Below are 22,638 nucleotides of genomic sequence, written 5' to 3' on the forward strand. Positions count from 1 at the left end.
CGGCCATCGATTCGAAACCCCCGCGCACGCCCCCGTAGAATTCACCCCGTGACCGACAACACTCAGCGCCCCGACAGCGGGCACGCGACCGACCGCACCCCCGACCTGCCGACCCAGTACGTGCCGGCCGACGTAGAGGGGCCGCTGTACGAGCGCTGGGTAGAGCGGGGCTACTTCGAGGCCGATGCCAAGAGCGAGAAGGAGCCCTACACGATCGTCATTCCGCCGCCGAACGTCACCGGCTCCCTCCACCTGGGCCACGCCTTCGAGCACACGCTGATCGACGCCCTCACCCGCCGCAAGCGCATGCAGGGCTACGAGGTCCTGTGGCAGCCGGGCATGGACCACGCGGGCATCGCCACGCAGAACGTGGTCGAGCGCGAGCTCGCCAAGGAGGGCAAGTCGCGCCACGACCTCGGCCGTGAGGCGTTCGTCGAGCGCGTCTGGCAGTGGAAGGCCGAGTCCGGCGGGCAGATCTCCGGCCAGATGCGCCGTCTGGGTGACGGCGTCGCCTGGAGCCGCGAGCGGTTCACCATGGACGAGGGCCTGTCCAAGGCCGTCCAGACGATCTTCAAGAAGCTCTACGACGACGAGCTGATCTACCGCGCCGAGCGCATCATCAACTGGTGCCCGCGCTGCCTGACCGCCATCTCGGACATCGAGGTGGAGTACCAGGACGACGACGGCGAGCTCGTCTCCATCCGCTACGGCGAGGGCGACGCCTCCATCGTCGTCGCCACGACGCGCGCCGAGACGATGCTGGGCGACACCGCCGTGGCCGTCCACCCCGAGGACGAGCGCTACAAGCACCTCGTCGGCACGGAGATCGAGCTGCCGCTGACCGGCCGCCGCATCCCGGTCGTCGCCGACGAGCACGTCGACCCGGAGTTCGGCACGGGTGCCGTCAAGGTGACCCCGGCCCACGACCCGAACGACTTCGAGATCGGGCGACGCCACGACCTGCCGTCGCTCACCGTCCTCGACGAGCACGGCGTCATCACGGCCCACGGCCCCTTCCTCGGCCTGGACCGCTTCGAGGCCCGTTCCGCGATCGTCGGCGCCCTGCGCGCCGAGGGCCGCATCGTCGCCGAGAAGCGCCCGTACACCCACTCCGTGGGCCACTGCTCGCGCTGCAAGACGACGCTGGAGCCGCGGCAGTCCATGCAGTGGTGGGTGAAGACCGCCCCGCTGGCCAAGGCCGCCGCCGACGCCGTCCGCGAGGACAAGGTCAAGATCCACCCGCAGGAGATGGAGAAGCGCTACTTCGACTGGGTCGACAACCTCCACGACTGGTGCATCTCGCGCCAGCTGTGGTGGGGCCACCGCATCCCCGTCTGGTACGGCCCGGACGGCGAGATGGTCTGCGTCGGACCGGACGAGCAGCCGCCGACCGGCGAGGGCTGGCACCAGGAGACCGACGTCCTGGACACCTGGTTCTCCTCCGGCCTGTGGCCCTTCTCCACCCTCGGCTGGCCGGAGAAGACCGAGAGCGTCGAGAAGTTCTACCCGAACTCCGTCCTCGTCACCGGCTACGACATCCTCTTCTTCTGGGTCGTCCGGATGATGATGTTCGGCCTGTACGCGATGGACGGCACCCCGCCGTTCCACACCATCGCCCTGCACGGCATGGTCCGCGACCAGTTCGGCAAGAAGATGTCGAAGTCCTTCGGCAACGCGGTCAACCCGCTCGACTGGATGGACAAGTACGGCTCCGACGCCGTCCGCTTCACCCTCGCCCGCGGCGCCAACCCCGGCGTCGACGTGCCGATCGGCGAGGACTGGGTCCAGGGCTCGCGCAACTTCGCGAACAAGATCTGGAACGCGACGCGCTTCGCGATGATGAACGGCGCCACGGTCGAGGGCGACCTGCCGCCCGCCGAGAAGCTGTCGGCCACCGACCGCTGGATCCTCTCGCGGCTCAACGCCGTCGTCGCCGAGGTGGACGCGCTCTACGACGACTACCAGTTCGCGAAGCTCTCGGACGCGCTGTTCCACTTCGCGTGGGACGAGGTCTTCGACTGGTACGTCGAGCTGTCCAAGACCACCTTCCAGAAGGGCGGTCCCGAGGCCGAGGTCTCGGCCCGCGTCCTGGGCGAGGTCCTCGACGTCACGCTCAAGCTGCTGCACCCGGTCGTGCCCTTCGTCACCGAGACGCTGTGGACCACGCTCACCGGCAAGGAGTCGGTCGTCGTCGCCGACTGGCCGAAGGACAGCGGCTTCCGCGACGCCGCGGCCGAGCAGGAGATCGCCACGCTCCAGCAGGTCGTCACCGAGGTCCGCCGCTTCCGCTCCGACCAGGGCCTGCAGCCGGGCCAGAAGGTCCCGGCCCGGCTCGACCTGAGCGGCACGGCGCTGGCGGCCCACGAGGACGCGATGCGTTCGCTGCTGCGTCTGCAGCCGGCCGGCGAGGGCTTCGCCGCGACCGCCTCGCTGCCGGTCGCGGGTGCGACTGTCGCGCTCGACCTGTCCGGCACGATCGACGTCGAGGCCGAGCGCAAGCGCCTCACGAAGGCGCTCGCCGCGGCCGAGAAGGACAAGGCGCAGTCCACGGCCAAGCTGGGCAACGAGGCGTTCCTCGCGAAGGCCGCGGAGGCGGCCGTGGAGAAGATCCGTAAGCGGCTGGAGACGGCCGAGGCGGATATTGAGCGGATCAGCGCGCAGTTGGCGGCGCTGCCGCAGGGCTGAGCCCGGCCCCGCTGGGGCTTTGAGCGGCCCCCTGTGCCCTTGGTGGGTACGGGGGGCCGTTTGCTTGTCACCTGCGGCCCGGTGGGGGCTTGTCGCGCAGTTCCCCGCGCCCCTTATGGGGCGCGGATCGCGCCGAGTCGCTGCGGGCTTGTCGCGCACTCGCGGCGGAGCCGCAGATTGATACGGCCCCGCGGCCCTTACGGGCGCGTATGCCTAACGCGCCGCCCACGGGCGCGTCCGCCCCGGGTCCCACATCGGGCCCCAGGGGCCCTCCACCGGGCCCTCTTCCTCCTGGGTCAGGGGGCGGCGCCGCTTTCGCCGGTGCTGCGGCCAGCACAGTACGTACACCGTGGACACCGCCACGAACCCGAGCCGGATCAGGCCCTTCGCCGACTCGTCCGGTACGGCGAAGACGCTGCCGTACAGCACGATCAGTGCGATCCAGCTCCACCAGGGGACGAGGCGCCGCTGCCCGCAGACGTCCCACAGCAGCGTGCCGAGCAGCACCGACGCCGTGTAGTACGTGTAGACGCTCGGGTCGAGGAGGATGCGGGCGTTCGCGCCGAGCAGGACGACGCCGGCCCAGCGGCCCCGCCACACCGCGACCGCGCCCAGCGTGAGGCCGAGGGCGGCCTGGGCGGGGCGGGCCCAGTCGGGGGTGACGGGGGTGTTGCCGCCCAGCCAGCGCAGGGCGGAGGCCGGGCTGTTGGGGATGGTGAACTTCGCCGCGGCGAAGGAGTCCGGGGCCGCGAGGAAGAACGGCAGCCAGGCGACGGCCAGCAGCGCCGCGCACCACAGGGCCGCCCGCAGCCAGCGGTCGCGGGGCAGGGCGAGGATCAGCGGTACGAAGGCCAGGGCCGTCGGCTTGGAGTCCATGGCCAGGGCCAGGCAGGCGCCGACGGCCGCCGGGTTGCAGCGGGTCAGGAACCAGACCGCCAGCGCGGTGAAGAACAGCGCCAGGACGTCGTCCAGGTGCCCGAAGCGGACCGAGACCTCGATCCACATGGGGATGAAGGCCAGCCCCGCGATCAGCACGCGCTGCCGCAGCCGCTGGTGGTTCGTGCCCGTACCGAGGAAGTGCATGGCGGCGCTGCGCCCCGCCAGCACGACGATGACCAGGCCCAGCACGGACATGAACGCCGCCGCCAGGAACTGTCCCGTGTGCTCGGAGAACGGGTTGAACAGGCCCGCCACCAGGAAGCTGATGGGGCCCATCTGCAGCTCGGGGTGGTGGGCGTAGAGGTTGAGCCCGCCGGTGCCGTCGCCCGACGAGCCCTGGTAGATCAGCTCGCCCCCGGTGCGCAGGTAGTGCCAGGAGAAGCCGCCGTTGGGCTCGACGACGGCGAACCACAGCAGGGTCCACGCCGTGAGCAGCAGCAAGTGCATCCGTGTGCTGATTTCCGGTACCCGCACCCGCACAACGCTCCCGTTCCGCTGCCCGGACCTGCTCCGGACATGTGTCACCGGGGGTCAGATGGCGGAACGGGGGCGGGGGTTGCCTTGCGGGCGGGAATTGTGACCCGGTTCACGTTTATGTGATGTGACGCGCCGTCAGGCCCCGGGCGGGCGGCGGCCGTCGTCAGCTCTCGATCGCGACCGGGCCCGAGGTGACGACCTCGGCGTTGCGCCGCGTCTTGGCCCAGCCGTTGCGGCCGCGCAGCATCCGGACGAAGCCGCGCGCCGACGCCGGGAAGAGGTGGTACGCGTACAGCCACAGTGCCAGACCCCACAGCAGGGCGGCCGGCAGGGAGTGGTCCGACGCCCGGTCCCGGCGGTAGACCGGGCCCCACAGCACGAACGGCAGCACGGAGACGACGGCCAGGCCCAGCACCAGCGGCCACAGCGCGAGCATGCCGCCGAACGCCGCACCGAAGCCGTCCTCGGCGGCGGTCAGGCCCAGCAGGGCGAACATGACCGCGCACAGCGCGAGGGTCACCAGGTGGGCGACCGGCTGGAGGAAGGTGTAGAGCGTCTCCAGGACGCCCTTGCCGCCGTAGTGGCGGGAGGAGACGATGCGCGGCGCGTAGCGGACGCACTGCAGGTTGCCCTGCGCCCAGCGGGTGCGCTGCGTGAGGAAGCGGCGGGCGTGCGGCAGGCCCTCCTGGGAGACCCAGGTGTCGGCTATGTGGGATATCCGGTCACCGTTGAGGATCATGTGCAGGCCCAGCTCGTAGTCCTCCAGGAGCGCGCCGCGCTTCCAGGGGCGGCGCTCGGCGGCGGCGATCCGGTCCAGGGCGGCGAGCCGGGTGAACTGGCCGTTGCCGCCCAGGCCCACGGAGCCGGTGCGGCCGCGCAGCAGCTGCATGCCGGCGTTCGAGACGGAGAACTCCATGTCCTGCATGCGGACGAGGAGACGGGCGAAGGCGTTGCGGACCCGGCCGCGGTCCGGCAGCGGGCGCGGGTCGCCGGCGTTGCGCATGCGCACGCTGACCTGCACGCCGCCGGTCTCCGGGTCGCCGAAGCCGGCGGGGCCGCTGACGCGCTCCAGCGCGTGCGGGTCGAGCTGGCCGTCGGCGTCGATCACGCACACGACGACGCGCTCGCGGTCGGTGTCCTTGGACAGGAACTGGTTCAGTTCGTCGTACGCGGCGTTCAGTGCCGCGCCCTTGCCCTGGCGGGCGTCGGGGCGCACGCGGCTGACGAGGTGCACGCGGCGGTCGGTCTCGGCGAGCCCGGCGACGATGGCGCCGGTGCGGTCGTCGCTGTCGTCGTCGATGACCCACACGTGGGCGCGCGGGTGGTCGGCGCGCAGGCGGCCGACGGTCGTGCCGACGACCGCCTCCTCGTCGCGGCAGGGGACGAAGAAGTGCCAGGCGAAGGCGCCGGCGTCGCCGTTCTGCGCCTCGGGGCGGCGGAGGTAGGCGTGGCGGGCGCCGGCCCAGTAGAGGAGGAAGCAGGCGAGGAGGAAGAAGGGGAAGACGAACAGGAGGGGGCTGGAAAACATGCGGGGTATCGCTCCGGGGAAGGGGCTTCGGCGGGTACGGCACCGCCGGTCACGTGCGTGGGGGCTGCTCGCCGTTGCGGCGGAGGAGAGGCCCCGGTCCCGCCCTTTCACCGTTTCCCGGGCTGCGCCCGGACCCCGGGGCTCGGCCCCGGTTACGGGAAGGACGGGGCGGGAGAGGTCCCTACGCCGCCGCTGCCAAGTGCTGCGGGGCGGCGATCGCCGTCAGCAGGGCGGTGATCCGCTCCGACGCCAGGCCGTCCCCGAAGGGGCTCGGCAGGGCCGACAGGCGGTCCAGCCCCTCCGCGCCGGAGGCGAGCCGGCGCCGGGCCGCCCGCCCGATCTCCGCACCCGGCTCCACCAGGTCCGCGAAGTCCGCCATCGCCTCGGGCCGCTCCGTCGAGCGCCGCACGACGACCAGCGGCCGCCCCAGCACCGTGCACTCCTCCTGGATGCCGCCCGAGTCGGAGACGAGCAGCGCCGCGTGCCGGGCCAGGGCGAGGAACTCGCCGTAGCCGAGCGGGCGGGTGACGGTCAGGCCCGCCAGGAGGCCCTCCAGGCCGGCGGCCTCGATGCGGGCACGGGTCCGCGGGTGCAGCGGCACGACGACCGGTCGGCCGTCGGCCGCGAGCGCGGCGAGCTCGGTGAAGACGGCCCGCAGCGCCTCGGGGGAGTCGGTGTTCTCGGGCCGGTGGACGGTGGCCAGGACGTACGCGTCGGCGGTCAGCCCGTGCTGCGCCAGCAGCTCGGCGCGCTCGGAGGCCGGCGGCAGCTGCCCGTGCACCGCCTCGACCACCGTGTTGCCGGTGACGGCGATCCGGGCGTCCGCGACGCCCTCCGCGAGCAGGTTCGCGCGGTTGTCCTCCGTGGCCGCGCACAGCACGTCCGCGATGCTGTCGATGAGGACGCGGTTGTGCTCCTCGGGCATGTTGCGGTCGTGGCTGCGCAGGCCGGCCTCGACGTGCAGCAGCGGGATGCCGCGGGCGTTCGCGGCGAGCGCGCCCGCGAGGGCCGCGTTGGTGTCGCCCTGGACGACGACGGCGCGCGGCGGCTCGGCGGTGAAGAGGTCGTCCAGCTGGGCGAGGGCGCTGGAGATCTGGACGGCGCGCGGCTGTCCGCCGACCCCGGTCAGGAACGTCGGCTCGGGCAGGCCCAGCTCGGTCAGGAAGCGGCCGGAGAGTTCCTCGTCGTAGTGCTGACCGGTGTGCACCAGGTGGGCGGCGGGGCCCAGGAGGCGTACGAGGTCGGTGAGCTTGACCAGCTCGGGGCGGGTGCCGAGGACGACGGCGACGCTACGGGCGGGCAGGAACTGCACGAGGTGACTCCTGGGGCTGGCGGACGGTGACAGCTCCAGAGCCTGCGGTTGCTCGGTTGCACCCCTGGGGGGACTTCGGTTGCCGGACGGTTGCGAAACCGGAATCCGGCCGGAAACCGGGCTAGAAGGGACTTTCGTCCTCGTCCGGGGCGGGACTTTCGCCCCCGCCGTCGGCCCGGTAGCGGTAGCCCAGCCCCCGTACGGCCTCCAGCGGGTCCGCGGCCTCGTCGCCGGCGGCCTGGCGCAGCTTGCGCCGCAGCCGCAGGACGGCGAACTTCACGCGCTCGCGGCCGGTGCCCTCGGGGTCGTCCCACACCCGGTCGAGCAGCTGGTCGGTGGTGATCACCCGGCCCCGGTTGCGGACCAGCAGCTGCAGCAGCCGGTACTCGATGTCGCTGAGCCGGGCCTCGTGCCCCTGCCAGACCGCCGAGCGCCGCTCGGGCACGAGCCGCAGCCCGTCGTCGAAGGAGTCGCCGGCCCAGCGGGTGGGCGCGGTGCGGCGCAGCAGCGCCTCGACGCGGGCGAGTAGCTCGTCGTTGCCGAAGGGCTTGGGCAGGTAGTCGTCGGCGCCGGCGCGCAGGCCGCGGACCCGGTCGGTCTCGGCGCCGCGGGCGGTGAGCAGCAGGACGGGCAGGTCGCTGAGGTCCCGGGTGCGCTCCAGCACCTCCCAGCCGTTGAGCTGAGGCAGCCCGATGTCGAGCAGCATGAGGGCGGGGCGCTCGGCGAACAGCAGCCGCAGCCCGTCGCGGCCGTTGTCCGCGTGGGCGACCTCGTAGCCGGCGCGGGTGAGCAGGGTGCGCAGGGCCAGGGCGAGGTCGGGGTCGTCCTCGACGACGAGCACGCGGGTCATCCGGCCGCCTCCTCGCGCGGCGGCTCGCCCGGCCCTGCGACCGGCAGCCGGACCAGGAACGCCGCGCCCCCGCCCGTCGCCTCGCCGACGGTGATCGTCCCGCCGTGCAGCCGGACGATCGTGCGGCTGATGGCGAGCCCGAGACCGGTGCCGGGATATCCACCCGTACGCGCGTTCGGTGCCCGTACGAAACCATTGAAGATCTCGTCCCGGAATTCCTCCGGGACGCCGATTCCGGTATCCGCGACTTCGATCTCCCAGAACTCCCCGCGGGGTGCCGCCGTGACCGAGATCCGGCCACCCGCCGGGGTGTATTTCGCGGCATTCTCCAGAAGATTGGCCAGGACGTTCCGCAGCCGGTGCCGGTCGCCGCGCAGGACGGGTCCGGGAGCGCACTCCAGAACGGTGAACAATCCCGCCTCCTGTGCCGCGCCCATCCGGTCGAGGACGGCCTCCAGCAGCATGCGGTCCACCTCCACGGCCCCGAATTCCAGGTCCAGGCCGGCGGTGGCCCGCATCCGGGTGGTCAGGAGCAGGTCGGTGATCACCCGCTGCATGCGGTCGGCGTTGCGGCGGACGGCCTCCAGGAAGGAGGCCTGCTCCCCGGTGAGGGTGCCGAAGGACGGGTCGGCGAGCAGCTCGCAGAAGCTGATCACGGAGGTGAGGGGGGTGCGCAGCTCGTGCGAGGCGGCGGCGGTGAAGGCGTTGCGCTGCCGGGCCAGCTCGGTGAGCGCCGTGTTGTCCCGCTCCAGGTCCCGCTCGCGCCGCTTGCGGTCGGTGACGTCCTCGTAGGTCCACAGGGCGCCCAGGTAGGCGCCCTCGTGGCGGAGCGGTTCGATCACGCGGCGGACGGTGCGGCCGCCGGGGAAGGGGAGCTCGGCCGTGCGGTGGACGTGGTGGTGGGCGGGATGCCCGGCAAGGAAACCGCCGGCCCGGCCCTCCGCATCGAACATGCGGTTGAACTTGCGGTTGGCCGCGAGCACCCCGCCGTCCGGGCCCTGCACGACGGCGCCCGCGGGCAGCGCCTCCAGCAGCGCGTCCAGCAGCGTCCGCAGCCGGTCTTCCTCTCCGCTCACCATCCAGCTCCTGCACGTAGGGGCGTCGGCACGTGGCCGCGGGGGCATGGGGCACGAGGCACGGGCACGTAGGAACGTAAGGGGCCTTTCGGGAAAACCGTAGGACAACGCCGCCGGGCCTGCCGCCCGTGCTGTCGGACCCCCTCCGTAGACTGGTCCGCGTGAGCGAGCGCCCCCTGAATGACGACAACGGCAGCACCGGCCCCGACGACGACCGCTTCGAGGAGATCGTCGACGCCGAGACCGAGCGGGATCCCGACCTCGCCGTCATCGAGGCGGGCAGCCGGACCCTGCGCGCCCAGGCGGTCCCGCCGCAGGGCGACGTCCCCGCCCGCCCCGAGGACCCCGAGACCGACCGGGCGCTGCGCGAGGTCGAGGCCGAGCTCGCCGGCCGCTGGGGCGAGACCAAGCTCGACCCCTCGCTGGTGCGCATCGAGGCCCTGATGGACATCCTGGGCCAGCCCCAGCGCGCCTACCCGGCGATCCACATCACCGGCACCAACGGCAAGACCAGCACGGCCCGCATGATCGAGTCGCTGCTGGGCGCCTTCGAGCTGCGCACCGGGCGGTACACCAGCCCGCACGTCCAGTCGGTCACCGAGCGCATCAGCCTCGACGGCGCCCCGATCTCGGCCGAGCGCTTCATCGAGACGTACCGCGACATCCAGCCGTACGTGCAGATGGTCGACGACCGCGAGGACTACCGCCTGTCCTTCTTCGAGGTCCTGACGGCCATGGCCTACGCGGCCTTCGCCGACGCCCCGGTCGACGTGGCCGTCGTCGAGGTCGGCATGGGCGGCACCTGGGACGCGACGAACGTCGTCGACGGCTCCGTCGCCGTCGTCACCCCCATCTCGCTCGACCACACCGACCGGCTCGGCGCCACGCCCGGCGACATCGCCGGCGAGAAGGCCGGCATCGTCAAGCAGGACGCCACCGTCGTCCTCGCCCAGCAGCCGGTCGACGCCGCGCAGGTGCTGCTCAAGCGCGCGGTCGACGTCGACGCCACCGTGGCCCGCGAGGGCATGGAGTTCGGCGTCGTCTCCCGGGAGGTCGCCGTCGGCGGCCAGCTGCTGACGCTGCGCGGCCTGGGCGGCGAGTACCCCGACCTCTTCCTGCCGCTGTACGGCGCCCACCAGGCGCACAACGCCGCGGTCGCCCTGGCCGCCGTCGAGGCGTTCTTCGGGATCGGCGCGCAGCACGCCCGCACGCTCGACATCGACACCGTCCGCCGCGCCTTCGCCCAGGTCACCTCCCCGGGCCGGCTGGAGGTCGTGCGCCGCAGCCCCACCGTCGTGCTGGACGCCGCGCACAACCCGGCCGGCGCGCGCGTGACGGCCGAGGCCGTCACCGAGGCGTTCGGCTTCAGCCGGCTCGTCGGCGTCGTCGGCGCCAGCGCCGACAAGGACGTCCGCGGCCTGCTGGAGGCCTTCGAGCCGGTCTTCGCCGAGGTCGTGGTGACCCGCAACTCCACCCCGCGCTCCATGGACCCCGACGAGCTCGCGGCCATCGCCGTCGAGGTCTTCGGCGCCGAGCGCGTGCAGGTCGAGCCCCGGCTGGACGACGCCCTGGAGGCCGCGATCACCCTCGCGGAGGAGGAGGCCGAGTTCTCCGGCGCGGGCGTCCTGGTGACCGGCTCGGTGATCACGGTCGGCGAGGCCCGGCTGCTCCTCGGAAGGGGCTGACGATGCGAACGCTCTGCGCGAGCACTCTGATCGGTGAATTCTTCGTCATCGGGTTCGCCGGTCTGGTCGCCATGCAGATGTCCGACCTCCCGGCGGGCACGGTGTGGGCCGTCAGCGGCACCGCGATGGCCGTGAGCGTGCTGCTGTGCGGCATGCTCGGCCGCCCCGGCGGCGTCCAGCTGGGCTGGCTGCTGCAGATCGGGCTGGTGCTGAGCGGCTTCGTCGTCCCGATGATGTTCATCCTCGGGGTGATCTTCGGCGGGCTGTGGTGGGCGTCGGTCCACTTCGGCCGCAAGATCGACGAGGCGAAGGCGCGGTTCGCGGCCGAGGCGGCCGACGCCGCGTAGCCGGGGCCCGGTCCGGGTGCCGCGCGTCCGCCGCGCCCCTGTACCCTCTGGCCCACCAGACCCGATCGTCCGCAAGGAGCCGCAGTATGAGCCAGCGCACCCTCGTCCTTCTCAAGCCCGACTGCGTGCGGCGCCGGCTGGTGGGCGAGGTCATCGCCCGCATCGAGCGCAAGGCCGGATGGACGATCAGCGCGCTGGAGCTGCGCACCCTGGACCGCGCCACCCTGGAGCAGCACTACGCCGAGCACGTCGGCCGCGACTTCTACGAGCCGCTGATGGGCTTCATGTCCTCCGGCCCCGTCGTCGCCATGGTCGTCGAGGGCGAGCGCGTCATCCAGGGCGTGCGTGCCCTGGCCGGCCCGACGGACCCCATTTCGGCCGCCCCGGGATCCATCCGTGGTGACTTCGGCACCATCACGCGCGAGAACCTCATCCACGCCTCGGACTCCGAGGAGTCGGCCGAGCGGGAAATCAAGATTTTCTTTCCCGGCCTCGGCTGATAGCGCATCAAGGCCGGAGCCTTTCTGATCAGGGGCGACCGATTTTCTTTCGGTCGCCCCTGGCATATGCGCGGCGAACGAGGGAACCTCTCACTCCGACACGACGTCACCATTACTGGGGGAGGCTCCACTTCCGCCCACAATGGCGGAGGAACCCTCGCACCGCGTTCGACCGGTCGAGACTACGATGAGAGCCTCCGCGCCCGCCGCGCACCGCACACCCTGCCGACCTCAAGTAAGCACCCGCTCCAGCTGGGAAGGCCAGACGTATCCTCATGGGGAACAACATGTCGTTCATCGGCCGTGACATGGCTGTCGACCTCGGGACCGCCAACACGCTGGTGTACGTCAGAGGCCGCGGAATCGTCCTCAACGAGCCCTCAGTCGTCGCCATCAACACCAACACCGGCGGCATCCTCGCGGTGGGTGCCGAGGCGAAGAAGATGATCGGCCGCACCCCGGGCAACATCGTCGCGGTCCGGCCGCTGAAGGACGGCGTCATCGCCGACTTCGAGATCACCGAGCGGATGCTCCGCTACTTCATCCTCAAGATCCACAAGCGCCGCTGGATGGCCCGCCCGCGCGTCGTGGTCTGCGTGCCCTCCGGCATCACCGGCGTCGAGCGGCGCGCCGTCATCGAGGCGTCCACCCAGGCGGGCGCCCGCCAGGTGCACATCATCGAGGAGCCGATGGCCGCCGCGATCGGCTCCGGCCTCCCCGTCCACGAGGCCACCGGCAACATGGTCGTCGACATCGGCGGCGGCACCACCGAGGTCGCGGTGATCTCCCTCGGCGGCATCGTCACCGCCCAGTCCATCCGCGTCGCGGGCGACGAGCTCGACAACGCGATCATCCAGCACATCAAGAAGGAGTACAGCCTCCTCCTCGGTGAGCGGACCGCCGAGCAGATCAAGATCACCATCGGGTCGGCCTACGACCTGGAGCAGGACGAGCACACCGAGATCCGCGGCCGGGACCTCGTCAGCGGCCTGCCCAAGACGGTCGTCATCTCCGCCGCCGAGGTCCGCAAGGCCATCGAGGAGCCGGTCAACTCCATCGTGGACGCCGTCAAGACCACGCTCGACAAGTGCCCGCCCGAGCTCTCGGGTGACGTCATGGACCGCGGCATCGTTCTCACGGGCGGCGGCGCCCTCCTGCGCGGCCTCGACGAGCGGCTGCGCCGGGAGACCGGCATGCCGATCCACATCGCCGAGGACCCGCTGGACTCCGTCGCGCTCGGCTCGGGCAAGTGCGTCGAGGAGTTCGAGGCCCTCCAGCAGGTCCTGGACGCCCAGCCGCGCCGCTGACCGGGCGGCCGGGGCGGCTGCGCCGGAGCCGCGGCCGCAGCGCCACGGGCCTCGTTCCCGGGCGCCGTTCCCCCTGCCGGGGGACGCCGTCCGGCCCCTTGGCAGGGGGTGGCGCCAAAGGCACCCGGCGTACCACCGCTGCCGGGAAACAACCTGATATACAGGCACAACGCTCCGGATGACCGGCCCGCCCCGCAGCCCGCCGGTCCTACGAGAAGGGCACGCCGCCGCACGTGAGGGACACACGAGAGAGCCGGCTGCTGCTGGTGCTGCTGGTCGCCATCGCCTTCGCACTGATCACGGTGGACATCCGTGGCGGTGAGCGGTCCCCGCTCGACGGCGCCCGGCACGCTGCGGCCTCCGTCTTCGGGCCCGTCGAGAAGGGCGTCGCCTCCGCGGTCGACCCCGTGGGCAACGCCGTGGCGGCCGTCCGTGACTCCGGTGAGCGGCACAACCGCATCAGCGCCCTGGAGCGCGAGAACACCAGCCTCAAGCAGCGGCTCGGCAGCAACGACCGCAACCGCGGCCGGGCCGCCGAGCTCGACGACATGCTCAAGACCGCCGGCCGCGGCCAGTACGGCATCAAGGGCGCCCAGGTCATCGCCATAGGCGCGGCCCAGGGCTTCTCCTGGACCGTCACCATCGACGCCGGCAGCCGGGACGGCATCCAGCGCGACATGACCGTCCTCAACGGCGACGGCCTCGTCGGCCGCGTCACCACCGTCGCCCGCGACACCTCGACCGTCCTGCTCGCCAACGACCCCAAGTTCACCGTGGGCACCCGCATGGAGAAGAGCGGCGAGCTCGGCTTCGCCAACGGCCAGGGCGCCGGCGTCCTGCGCGTCGAACTGCTCAACGGCAAGGCGGCCGTCCGCCCCGGCGACCGCCTCGTCACCTTCGGCTCCAGCCGCGACAAGCCCTTCGTGCCCGGCGTCCCCGTCGGCGAGGTCACCCGCGTCGAGCCCGCCGGCGGCAGCCTCACCCGCACCCTCCAGGTCCGCCCCTTCGTCGGCTACAGCAAGCTCGACATCGTCGGCGTCGTCGTCGAACCCCCGCGGACCGACCCGCGCGACACCGTGCTGCCGCCCAAGCCCGAAGCCCCCAAACCCACGCCCACCGTGACCGTTACGGTCACGCCGTCCGCGAGCGCCAAACCCGAGGACTGACGATGCGCCTCAACCGGATCCTGCTCTCGACCGCGCTCGTGGTGGTCGCCCTCGTCGTGCAGGTCACCGTCCTGGCACGGCTCCACCTGCCGGGCGCCGTCCCCGACCCACTCCTCCTCGTCGTCGTCGGGCTCGCCCTCGTCCACGGCCACACCAACGGCGCCGTCATCGGCTTCGGCGCCGGCCTGCTGGCCGACCTGGCCCCGCCCGCCGACCACGCCACCGGCCGGTACGCCCTCGTGCTGAGCGTCATCGGCTATCTCGTCGGCCTCGCCCGCCCCGAGACCGGCAAGCTGCGCTCGGCCACCGTGCCCATGCTGGTCGTGGTCGCCGCGGCCGTCACCTCCACCCTGCTCTACGCGGGCGTCGGCTCCCTCGTCGGCGACACCGCCGCCCGGAACGTCGGCCTCAGCAGCCTCGTGTTCACCGCGGCCCTCTACGACCTGCTGCTCGCGCCGTTCATCGTGCCGCTCGTCATGGCCATGGCCAGGCGCGTCCAGAACGACCCGCTGACCGCCGACGGCCCCAGCACGCTGGGCGGCAGCCGCAGCGGCCGCACGGGCCGCCTGGGCAGCCAGCGCACCGGACTGCGCAACCGGCCCCTGCGCCGGCCGAGCCGCGTCAAGGGGGTGAAGCGGCTGTGAGCGACGCACGCGCGGCCGCCGGGCCGCACCCGGCCACGATGCCCGCACCTCTGCGCCGCGTGGGCGGAGAAGCGAACGAGGGGGCATTGTGAGCGACGCACGCGCGGCCGCCGGGCCGCACCCGGCCACGATGCCCGCACCTCTGCGCCGCGTGGGCGGAGAAGCGAACGAGGGGGCACTGTGAGCAGCAATCTCTCCGAGTCCGGGCGGACCTCACGCGTCACCATCCGCCTCGTCGTCATCCAGATCCTCGTCTTCTCCCTCCTCCTCACCCTCGGCGGCCGCCTCTGGTACCTCCAGATCCGCAACGGCGACGAATACACCGCCGAAGCCGCCGACAACCACATCCAGCAGGTCGTCGCCCCCGCCACCCGCGGCTCGATACTGGACGCCCGCGGCGTCCCCCTCGCCGACAACGAGACCCGCCTCGTCGTCTCCGCGAGCCGCACCGACCTGATGAAGATGAAGGACCGGGGCCGCACCGTCCTCGCCCGCCTCGCCGGGGTGCTGGGCATGAAGCCCGAGGACGTCGCCGCCAAGGTCCGGCTCTGCGACGCCAAGACCCCCAAGCCCTGCTGGGCCGGCTCGCCCTACCAGCCCATCCCCATCACCGACGAGGCCACCACCCAGCAGGCCCTGCAGATCCGCGAGCGCGCCGAGGACTTCCCCGGCATCACCGCCGAGCCCACCGCCGTGCGCCGCTACGCCGGCCCCGGCGGCTCCAACACCGCCCAGGTCCTCGGCTACCTCTCGCCGGTCACCGACGAGGAGATCACCAAGGCCAAGGCCGGCCGCTCGCCGCTGCTCCGCTCCGACCAGGTCGGCCGCTCCGGCCTGGAGCGCCAGTACGACAGCCAGCTGCGCGGCAAGGCCGGTGTCACCCGCTACGAGGTCGACAACCTCGGCCGCGTCATCGGCAAGGCCAAGAGCGACAAGGCCGTCCCCGGCTCCAACCTCGTCACCAGCATCGACGCCCGCGTGCAGGCCATAGCGGAACGCGAGCTGGACCAGGCGATGAAGGACGCCCGCAAGGAGGTCGACAAGAACACCGGCACCAACTACAAGGCCGACGCCGGTGCCGTCGTCGTCATGGAGGCCAAGACCGGCCGCGTCGTCGCCATGGCCTCCAACCCCACCTACGACCCCAACGCCTGGGTCGGCGGCATCTCCGCCAAGGACTACCAGAACCTCACCGGCAAGGACTCCGGCTTCCCGCTGCTCAACCGCGCCATCCAGGGCCAGGCCGCCCCCGGCTCGATCTTCAAGGTCATCTCCGCCACCGCCGCCGTCCGGGCCGGTTACGCCTTCGACGACAACTACAACTGCTCCGCCTCGTACAGCATCGGCAACCAGGTCTTCAAGAACTTCGAGTCCAAGGGGTACGGCCCGATCAACCTCGGCCGCGCCCTGGAGGTCTCCTGCGACACCGTCTTCTACGACCTGGCCTACCGCCAGTGGCAGAAGGACGGCGGCAACAACCCCAAGCACCCCGCCGACTGGTTCTACAAGACCGCCCACGACTTCGGCCTCGGCAAGGAGACCGGCATCGACCTCCCCAACGAGGTCACCGGCCGCGTCCCCGACCGCGAGTGGAAGAAGAAGTACTGGGAGGCCAACAAGGACTCCTGGTGCAAGCAGGGCAAGACCGACACCAGCTACGCCGGCCAGATCGCCAAGGAGAACTGCGAGTCCGGCATGCGCATGCGCGCCGGTGACTCCGTCAACTACTCCATCGGCCAGGGCGACACCCTCGTCACCCCCCTGCAGATGGCCACCATCTACGCCGCCGTCAGCAACGGCGGCACCCTGTGGAACCCCACCGTGGGCAAGGCCGTCATCAGCCCCGACGGCCGCACCGTCCAGGAGATCGCGCCGAAGGCGCACGGCAAGCTGCCGTTCGACCGGAAGACGCGCGACCAGATCGACGGCGCCCTCGCCGGCGTGGCCACCCAGGGCACCGCCGCCTGGCGCTTCGAGGGGTGGCCGCAGAAGGAGATCCCGATGCACGCCAAGACCGGCACCGCCGAGGTCTACGGCAAGCAGACCACCTCCTGGTTCGCCACCTACACCGGCGACTACGCGGTCGTCATGACGATCTCCCAGGGCGGCACCGGCTCCGGCGCCTCCGGCCCCGCCGTGCGCAACATCTACAACGCCCTCTACGGCGTCGACGAGAAGGGCAAGATCGACGCCAAGAAGGCGCTCCTGCCCCACCCCCAGACCGGCCTGCCGAAGATCGAGAAGGACGGCACCATCGAGGCCCAGCCCATCGAGCCCGCCCCGCCCAGCCCCTCGGCCCGGAAGGAGGAGCAGGACACGTGACCGCCACCGACGGCTACCGCGCGCGCCGCTTCAGCCCCGAGCGCTCCGCCTGGGGCCGGCTCACCGCCCGCGACTCCGTCGTCCGCCGCCTCGACTGGGTCATGGTCTGGGCCGCCCTCGCCCTCTCCGGCATCGGCACCCTCCTGGTCTACTCGGCCACCCGCAACCGCACCGAGCTCAACCAGGGCGACCCGTACTACTTCCTGCTCCGCAACATCCTCAACACCGGCATCGGCCTGGGCCTGGCCATCGGCGCGGTCTGGGTCGGCCACCGGGCCCTGCGCGGCGCCGTCCCCATCCTCTACGTCATCTCCGTCCTGCTCACCGTCGCCGTGCTGACGCCGCTCGGCGCGACCATCAACGGCGCCCGGTCCTGGATCCAGCTCGGCGGCGGCTTCTCCCTCCAGCCCTCCGAATTCACCAAGATCACCATCGCGCTGGGCATGGCGATGCTGCTCGCCGCCAAGGTCGACGCGGGGGAGCGGCTCCACCCCGACCACCGCACCGTCGTCGAGGCCCTCGGCCTCGCCGCCCTGCCGATCCTCGTCATCCTGCTGATGCCCGACCTCGGCTCCGTGATGGTGCTGGTCGTCATCGTCCTCGCCGTGCTCCTGGCCTCCGGCGCGTCCAACCGCTGGGTCGCCGGCCTGATCGGCACCGGCGTCCTCGGCTGCATCCTCATCTGGCAGCTCGGCGTCCTCGACGAGTACCAGATCAACCGCTTCGCCGCCTTCGCCAACCCCGCGCTCGACCCCTCCGGCGTCGGCTACAACACCAACCAGGCCCGCATCGCCATCGGCTCCGGCGGCCTCCTCGGCTCCGGCCTCTTCCACGGCTCCCAGACCACCGGGCAGTTCGTGCCCGAGCAGCAGACGGACTTCATCTTCACCGTCGCCGGCGAGGAACTGGGCTTCGTCGGCGCCGGGACGATCATCTTCCTGGTCGGCGTCGTCATCTGGCGCGCGTGCCGCATCGCCCGCGAGTCCACCGAGCTCTACGGGACGATCGTGGCCGCCGGGATCATCGCCTGGTTCGCCTTCCAGTCCTTCGAGAACATCGGGATGACGCTGGGGATCATGCCGGTCACGGGCCTGCCGCTGCCGTTCGTGTCGTACGGCGGTTCGTCCATGTTCGCGGCCTGGATCGCGATCGGCCTCCTGCAGTCCATCAAGGTCCAGCGGCCGGTATCGGCGTAAACGGGGGCTGCCCGGTGGGGCGCGTGCGCACTACATTCGCACTATGGCGGACACTCTGCGCGAGATCGAGCGGAAGTACGAGGCCACGGACGCCGCGGCTGCGGCTTCGCTCCCCGACCTGAGCGGCGTCAACGGCGTCGCGGCCGTCACCCACGAGGGCACGCACGAACTCGACGCCGTCTACTACGACACCGCCGACCAGCGGCTCGCCGCGGCCGGCATCACCCTGCGCCGCCGCACCGGCGGCCCGGACGCGGGCTGGCACCTCAAGCTGCCGGTCGCCCCCGGCGTCCGCGACGAGATCCGGGCACCCCTCTCGCCCGGCGTCCCGCGCGCCCTCTCCTCCCTCGTCCGCGCCCGCGTCCGGCACGCCGAGCTCGCCCCCCTGGTCCGCATCCGCTCCCGCCGCGACGTCAGCCACCTGCTCGGCGCGGACGGCACGCTCCTGGCCGAGGCCAGTGCCGACAGCGTCAGGGCCGACCGCCTCGGCGACGGCGGCGGCAGCGCCCGCTGGACCGAGTTCGAGGTCGAGCTGGCCGGCGGCACCGGCACCGGCACCGCCCTCCTCGACGCCGTCGAAGAGCGCCTCCTCGACGGCGGCCTGCGCCCTTCTGACGCCCCGTCGAAACTCGCCAGGGCACTGGCGGAGACGGCGGAGAAGCGGAAGAAGAAGACGAAGCAGGCCAAGCAAGCGAAGGAGACGCCGAAGGGCTCCGCCGGGGACCACGTCCTCGCCTACCTCCACCGGCAGACAGACGCCCTGCTCGCCTGCGACACCGGCGTCCGCCGCGGCACCGAGGACTCCGTCCACCAGATGCGCGTCGCCACGCGCCGCCTCCGCAGCGCCTTCCGCACGTACCGCGACGTCCTGGACCGCGAGGCCACCGGCCCCCTCGGCGCGGAGCTGCAGTGGCTCGCCGGAGAGCTCGGCGCCGACCGGGACCGGGAGGTCGTCGCCGACCGGCTGAAGGACGGCCTCGCCGGGCTGCCCGGCACGCTCGTCCTCGGGCCCGTCCGCGCCCGGCTGCGCATCTTCGCGGCCGGCCGCGCCCGGGGCACCCGCAAGCGGGTCCTGGCCCTCCTCGACGGCGAGCGCTACCTCGCCCTCCTCGACGCGCTCGACGCCCTCCTCGACGCCCCGCCCCTGCTGCCCGCCGCCGCGCACCCCGCACCGGAGGTCCTGGCCGGAGCCGTCCTGCGCGACTACAAGCGCCTCGCCGGCCGCGTCGAGAAGGCCCTCGGCACCGGCCCGGGGCCGCAGCGCGACACCGCCCTCCACGAGGCCCGCAAGGCCGCCAAGCGCGCCCGCTACGCCGCCGAGGCCGCCGTGCCAGCCCTCGGCAAGCCGGCCAAGCGCTTCACGGCCCGCATGAAGGGCGTCCAGACGCTCCTCGGCGATCACCAGGACAGCGTCATGACCCGCACCGCCCTGCGCACCCTCGCCGCCCGGGCCCACGCGGCGGGGGAGAGCACGTTCACACTGGGGCTGCTGTACGGGCGCGAGGAGCAGCGCGCGGCGGACGCCGAGCGCGATCTGCCGGAGGTGTGGCGGAAGGCGTCCCGGAAGCGGTACCGGGCGGATCTGCGGCCGTGAGGGTCCGCTCCGCGGGCACGTTACTCTTGAGGGTCACCCCCGTCCGCTCATGAGAGACATTGCGATGCCTGTCGAGTCGGTCTTCCCGCGCCTCGAAGCTCTCCTCCCGCACGTGCAGAAGCCCATTCAGTACGTCGGCGGAGAGCTCAACTCCACCGTCAAAGACTGGGACGCGTGCGACGTCCGCTGGGCCCTCATGTACCCGGACGCGTACGAGGTCGGTCTGCCCAACCAGGGCGTCATGATCCTCTACGAGGTCCTCAACGAGCGCGAGGGCGTCCTCGCCGAGCGCACGTACAGCGTGTGGCCGGACCTCGAGGAGCTGATGCGCGAGCACGCGGTGCCGCAGTTCACCGTGGACAGCCACCGGCCGGTCAAGGCGTTCGACGTCTTCGGCCTGAGCTTCTCCACCGAGCTGGGCTACACGAACATGCTCGCCGCGCTCGACCTGGCCGGCATCCCGCTGGACGCCAAGGACCGCACGATCGACGACCCGATCGTCCTCGCCGGCGGTCACGCCGCCTTCAACCCCGAGCCGATCGCGGACTTCATCGACTGCGCGGTCATCGGCGACGGCGAGCAGGCCGTCCTGGAGATCACCGAGATCATCCGCGCCTGGAAGGCCGAGGGCCGCCCGGGCGGCCGCGAGGAACTGCTGTTCCGTCTCGCGAAGACCGGCGGCGTGTACGTCCCGGCGTTCTACGACGTCGAGTACCTGCCGGACGGCCGCATCGGCCGCGTCGTGCCCACCAAGTCCGGCGTGCCGTGGCGCGTGTCCAAGCACACCGTCATGGACCTGGACGAGTGGCCGTACCCCAAGCAGCCGCTCGTGCCGCTCGCGGAGACCGTCCACGAGCGCATGTCCGTCGAGATCTTCCGCGGCTGCACCCGCGGCTGCCGCTTCTGCCAGGCCGGCATGATCACGCGCCCCGTGCGGGAGCGGAGCATCACCGGCATCGGCGAGATGGTCGAGAAGGGCCTCAAGGCCACGGGCTTCGAGGAGGTCGGCCTCCTCTCCCTGTCCTCCGCCGACCACACCGAGATCGGTGACATCGCGAAGGGCCTGGCGGACCGGTACGAGGAGGACAAGATCGGTCTGTCCCTCCCCTCCACCCGCGTGGACGCCTTCAACGTCGACCTCGCCAACGAGCTCACGCGCAACGGCCGCCGCTCCGGCCTGACCTTCGCCCCCGAGGGCGGTTCCGAGCGCATGCGCAAGGTCATCAACAAGATGGTCTCGGAAGAGGACCTGATCCGTACCGTCGCCACGGCGTACGGCAACGGCTGGCGCCAGGTGAAGCTGTACTTCATGTGCGGCCTGCCCACCGAGACCGACGACGACGTGCTGCAGATCGCCGACATGGCGATGAACGTCATCCAGAAGGGCCGCGAGGTCTCCGGCTCCAACGACATCCGCTGCACCGTCTCCATCGGCGGTTTCGTGCCCAAGCCGCACACGCCGTTCCAGTGGGCCCCGCAGCTCTCCGCGGAGGAGACGGACGCCCGCCTGGCGAAGCTGCGCGACAAGATCCGCGGCGACAAGAAGTACGGCCGTTCGATCGGTTTCCGCTACCACGACGGCAAGCCGGGCATCGTCGAGGGCCTGCTCTCGCGCGGTGACCGCCGCATCGGCGCCGTCATCCGCGCGGTCTACGAGGACGGCGGCCGCTTCGACGGCTGGCGCGAGCACTTCTCGTACGACCGCTGGATGAAGTGCGCCGAGAAGACGCTGCCCGAGCAGGGCGTGGACGTCGCCTGGTACACGACGCGCGAGCGCACGTACGAGGAGGTCCTGCCCTGGGACCACCTGGACTCCGGTCTCGACAAGGACTGGCTCTGGGAGGACTGGCAGGACGCGCTCGACGAGACCGAGGTCGAGGACTGCCGCTGGACGCCGTGCTTCGACTGCGGCGTGTGCCCGCAGATGGACACGTCCATCCAGATCGGCCCGACCGGCAAGAAACTGCTGCCGCTGAGCGTCGTCAAGTAGGAACGCCTGTTCGAGTGGGGGCCCTGCCGGGTTGGCAGGGCCCCCGCTGCACGTACTCTAGGTAGCAGTACGACCGCACTCACGAAGGAATCAGACCACTGGGCAAGCGACAGCCCGAAGGCCCGCCGCCCGCACCCGCGGTGCAGCGCATCCGCCTGCGCTACACCAAGCGCGGCCGCCTCCGGTTCACCAGCCACCGCGACTTCCAGCGCGCTTTCGAGCGGGCCCTGCGCCGCGCCGAGGTGCCCATGGCGTACTCGGCGGGCTTCACCCCGCACCCGAAGGTGTCGTACGCCAATGCCGCACCCACCGGCACGGGCAGCGAGGCCGAGTACCTGGAGATCCAGCTCGCCGAGGTCCGCGAGGTCGAGCAGCTGCGCAAGCTGCTCGACGAGTCCCTCCCTGCCGGGCTGGACATCACGGACGCCGTGGAGGCACGCACGTCCTCCTTCGCCGAGCGGCTGGAGGCCTCCGTCTGGGAGCTGCGGCTGGACGGCGTGGAGCCGGCGGACGCCGAGCGCGCCGTGGCGGCCTTCATGGCGGCCGATCAGGTGGACGTCCAGCGCCGCACCAAAAACGGGTTGCGGACCTTCGACGCCCGTGGCGCGGTGATCCGGCTCGAGGCGCGGGACGCCGCGGCCGATAGGCCCGGCGACGGTCCCTGTGCGATACTGCGGCTGGTTGTTCGGCACGCCACACCCGCCGTTCGACCCGACGACGTCCTGTCCGGTCTCCGCGCTACGGCCGACCTGGCGCCGCCGGTCCCCGCTGCGGTGACCAGGCTGGCGCAGGGGCTGCTCGATGAGGAGTCCGGCACGGTGACCGACCCGCTCGCGCCCGACCGCGAAGCCGCCCCGGCCTTCCCCACCACGGCCGCCGGGCCGAGCCCCGCCGGCGTCGCGCAGGTGCCGGAAGGTTCCGCGTAAGGACGGCCGTCGAAGCGCCGCCGGACACCAGGGAGCCACCCGGTGCGGCAGGCGCACTGACCAGGAGACTTTCGCCGGTCCCGAGGGACTGCTT

General features: G+C 72.0%; 17 protein-coding genes. 12 read left to right on the forward strand and 5 right to left on the reverse strand.

The genetic code is table 11. The features are described from left to right. Nucleotides 1-48: 48 nt before the first annotated feature. Nucleotides 49-2,685 (forward strand): valine--tRNA ligase, encoded by a 2,637-nt coding sequence (locus ACFZCD_RS25065; RefSeq protein WP_391834474.1) that lies wholly within the window; start codon nucleotides 49-51, stop codon nucleotides 2,683-2,685. A 213-nt stretch (nucleotides 2,686-2,898) separates the two neighbouring features. Here the strand turns inward: ACFZCD_RS25065 and ACFZCD_RS25070 are convergent, their stop codons facing one another. From ACFZCD_RS25070 to ACFZCD_RS25090, 5 genes are all read right to left on the reverse strand, one after another. Next, entirely contained in the window at nucleotides 2,899-4,071 is a 1,173-nt protein-coding gene (locus tag ACFZCD_RS25070; RefSeq protein WP_391834476.1) for a hypothetical protein, read from the reverse strand. Nucleotides 4,072-4,264: 193 nt separating this feature from the next. Then, nucleotides 4,265-5,629 carry a glycosyltransferase gene (locus ACFZCD_RS25075; protein WP_391834478.1) on the reverse strand — a complete coding sequence of 455 codons (1,365 nt, stop codon included), beginning with the start codon at nucleotides 5,627-5,629 and terminating at the stop codon, nucleotides 4,265-4,267. Nucleotides 5,630-5,810: 181 nt separating this feature from the next. After that, nucleotides 5,811-6,941, reverse strand: coding sequence for a non-hydrolyzing UDP-N-acetylglucosamine 2-epimerase (gene wecB, locus ACFZCD_RS25080; RefSeq protein WP_391834480.1), 1,131 nt, complete (start codon nucleotides 6,939-6,941; stop codon nucleotides 5,811-5,813). A 121-nt stretch (nucleotides 6,942-7,062) separates the two neighbouring features. Continuing rightward, nucleotides 7,063-7,791, reverse strand: a complete 729-nt coding sequence (locus tag ACFZCD_RS25085) for a response regulator transcription factor (RefSeq protein ID WP_391834482.1) — start codon at nucleotides 7,789-7,791, stop codon at nucleotides 7,063-7,065. Beyond that, a complete protein-coding gene (locus ACFZCD_RS25090) occupies nucleotides 7,788-8,870 on the reverse strand; it encodes an ATP-binding protein (protein WP_391834484.1) in 1,083 nt (360 codons plus the stop codon). Before ACFZCD_RS25090 ends, ACFZCD_RS25085 begins: the two co-directional genes overlap by 4 nt. 158 nt (nucleotides 8,871-9,028) lie before the next feature. Between ACFZCD_RS25090 and ACFZCD_RS25095 the strand changes: the two genes are divergently transcribed. From ACFZCD_RS25095 to ACFZCD_RS25145, 11 genes are all read left to right on the forward strand, one after another. Next, nucleotides 9,029-10,552: a bifunctional folylpolyglutamate synthase/dihydrofolate synthase gene (locus tag ACFZCD_RS25095; protein WP_391834486.1), complete on the forward strand. Its 1,524-nt coding sequence runs from the start codon at nucleotides 9,029-9,031 to the stop codon at nucleotides 10,550-10,552. Nucleotides 10,553-10,554: 2 nt separating this feature from the next. Next, nucleotides 10,555-10,899: a DUF4233 domain-containing protein gene (locus ACFZCD_RS25100; RefSeq protein ID WP_391834488.1), complete on the forward strand. Its 345-nt coding sequence runs from the start codon at nucleotides 10,555-10,557 to the stop codon at nucleotides 10,897-10,899. 86 nt (nucleotides 10,900-10,985) lie between these two features. Next, a complete protein-coding gene (gene ndk / locus ACFZCD_RS25105) occupies nucleotides 10,986-11,399 on the forward strand; it encodes a nucleoside-diphosphate kinase (RefSeq protein ID WP_391834490.1) in 414 nt (137 codons plus the stop codon). Between the two features lie 287 nt (nucleotides 11,400-11,686). Beyond that, a complete protein-coding gene (locus tag ACFZCD_RS25110) occupies nucleotides 11,687-12,706 on the forward strand; it encodes a rod shape-determining protein (RefSeq protein WP_004950903.1) in 1,020 nt (339 codons plus the stop codon). Between the two features lie 233 nt (nucleotides 12,707-12,939). Beyond that, complete coding sequence (gene mreC / locus ACFZCD_RS25115; RefSeq protein ID WP_391834492.1) at nucleotides 12,940-13,872, forward strand: rod shape-determining protein MreC; 933 nt, start codon at nucleotides 12,940-12,942, stop codon at nucleotides 13,870-13,872. Between the two features lie 2 nt (nucleotides 13,873-13,874). Beyond that, nucleotides 13,875-14,516: a rod shape-determining protein MreD gene (gene mreD, locus ACFZCD_RS25120; RefSeq protein ID WP_391834494.1), complete on the forward strand. Its 642-nt coding sequence runs from the start codon at nucleotides 13,875-13,877 to the stop codon at nucleotides 14,514-14,516. Nucleotides 14,517-14,696: 180 nt separating this feature from the next. After that, on the forward strand, nucleotides 14,697-16,838 hold the full coding sequence (gene mrdA, locus ACFZCD_RS25125) for a penicillin-binding protein 2 (protein ID WP_391834496.1): 2,142 nt from the start codon (nucleotides 14,697-14,699) through the stop codon (nucleotides 16,836-16,838). Beyond that, nucleotides 16,835-18,034 carry a rod shape-determining protein RodA gene (rodA, locus tag ACFZCD_RS25130; protein WP_391834498.1) on the forward strand — a complete coding sequence of 400 codons (1,200 nt, stop codon included), beginning with the start codon at nucleotides 16,835-16,837 and terminating at the stop codon, nucleotides 18,032-18,034. Before mrdA ends, rodA begins: the two co-directional genes overlap by 4 nt. 43 nt (nucleotides 18,035-18,077) lie before the next feature. Then, nucleotides 18,078-19,628 carry a CHAD domain-containing protein gene (locus tag ACFZCD_RS25135; RefSeq protein WP_391834500.1) on the forward strand — a complete coding sequence of 517 codons (1,551 nt, stop codon included), beginning with the start codon at nucleotides 18,078-18,080 and terminating at the stop codon, nucleotides 19,626-19,628. A 64-nt stretch (nucleotides 19,629-19,692) separates the two neighbouring features. Continuing rightward, entirely contained in the window at nucleotides 19,693-21,618 is a 1,926-nt protein-coding gene (locus ACFZCD_RS25140; protein ID WP_391834502.1) for a TIGR03960 family B12-binding radical SAM protein, read from the forward strand. A 140-nt stretch (nucleotides 21,619-21,758) separates the two neighbouring features. Further along, on the forward strand, nucleotides 21,759-22,544 hold the full coding sequence (locus ACFZCD_RS25145; protein WP_391834504.1) for a TIGR03936 family radical SAM-associated protein: 786 nt from the start codon (nucleotides 21,759-21,761) through the stop codon (nucleotides 22,542-22,544). Nucleotides 22,545-22,638: the final 94 nt, after the last annotated feature.

Origin of the sequence: Streptomyces sp. NPDC008001, assembly GCF_042958085.1 — a bacterium.
GTDB lineage: Bacteria > Actinomycetota > Actinomycetes > Streptomycetales > Streptomycetaceae > Streptomyces.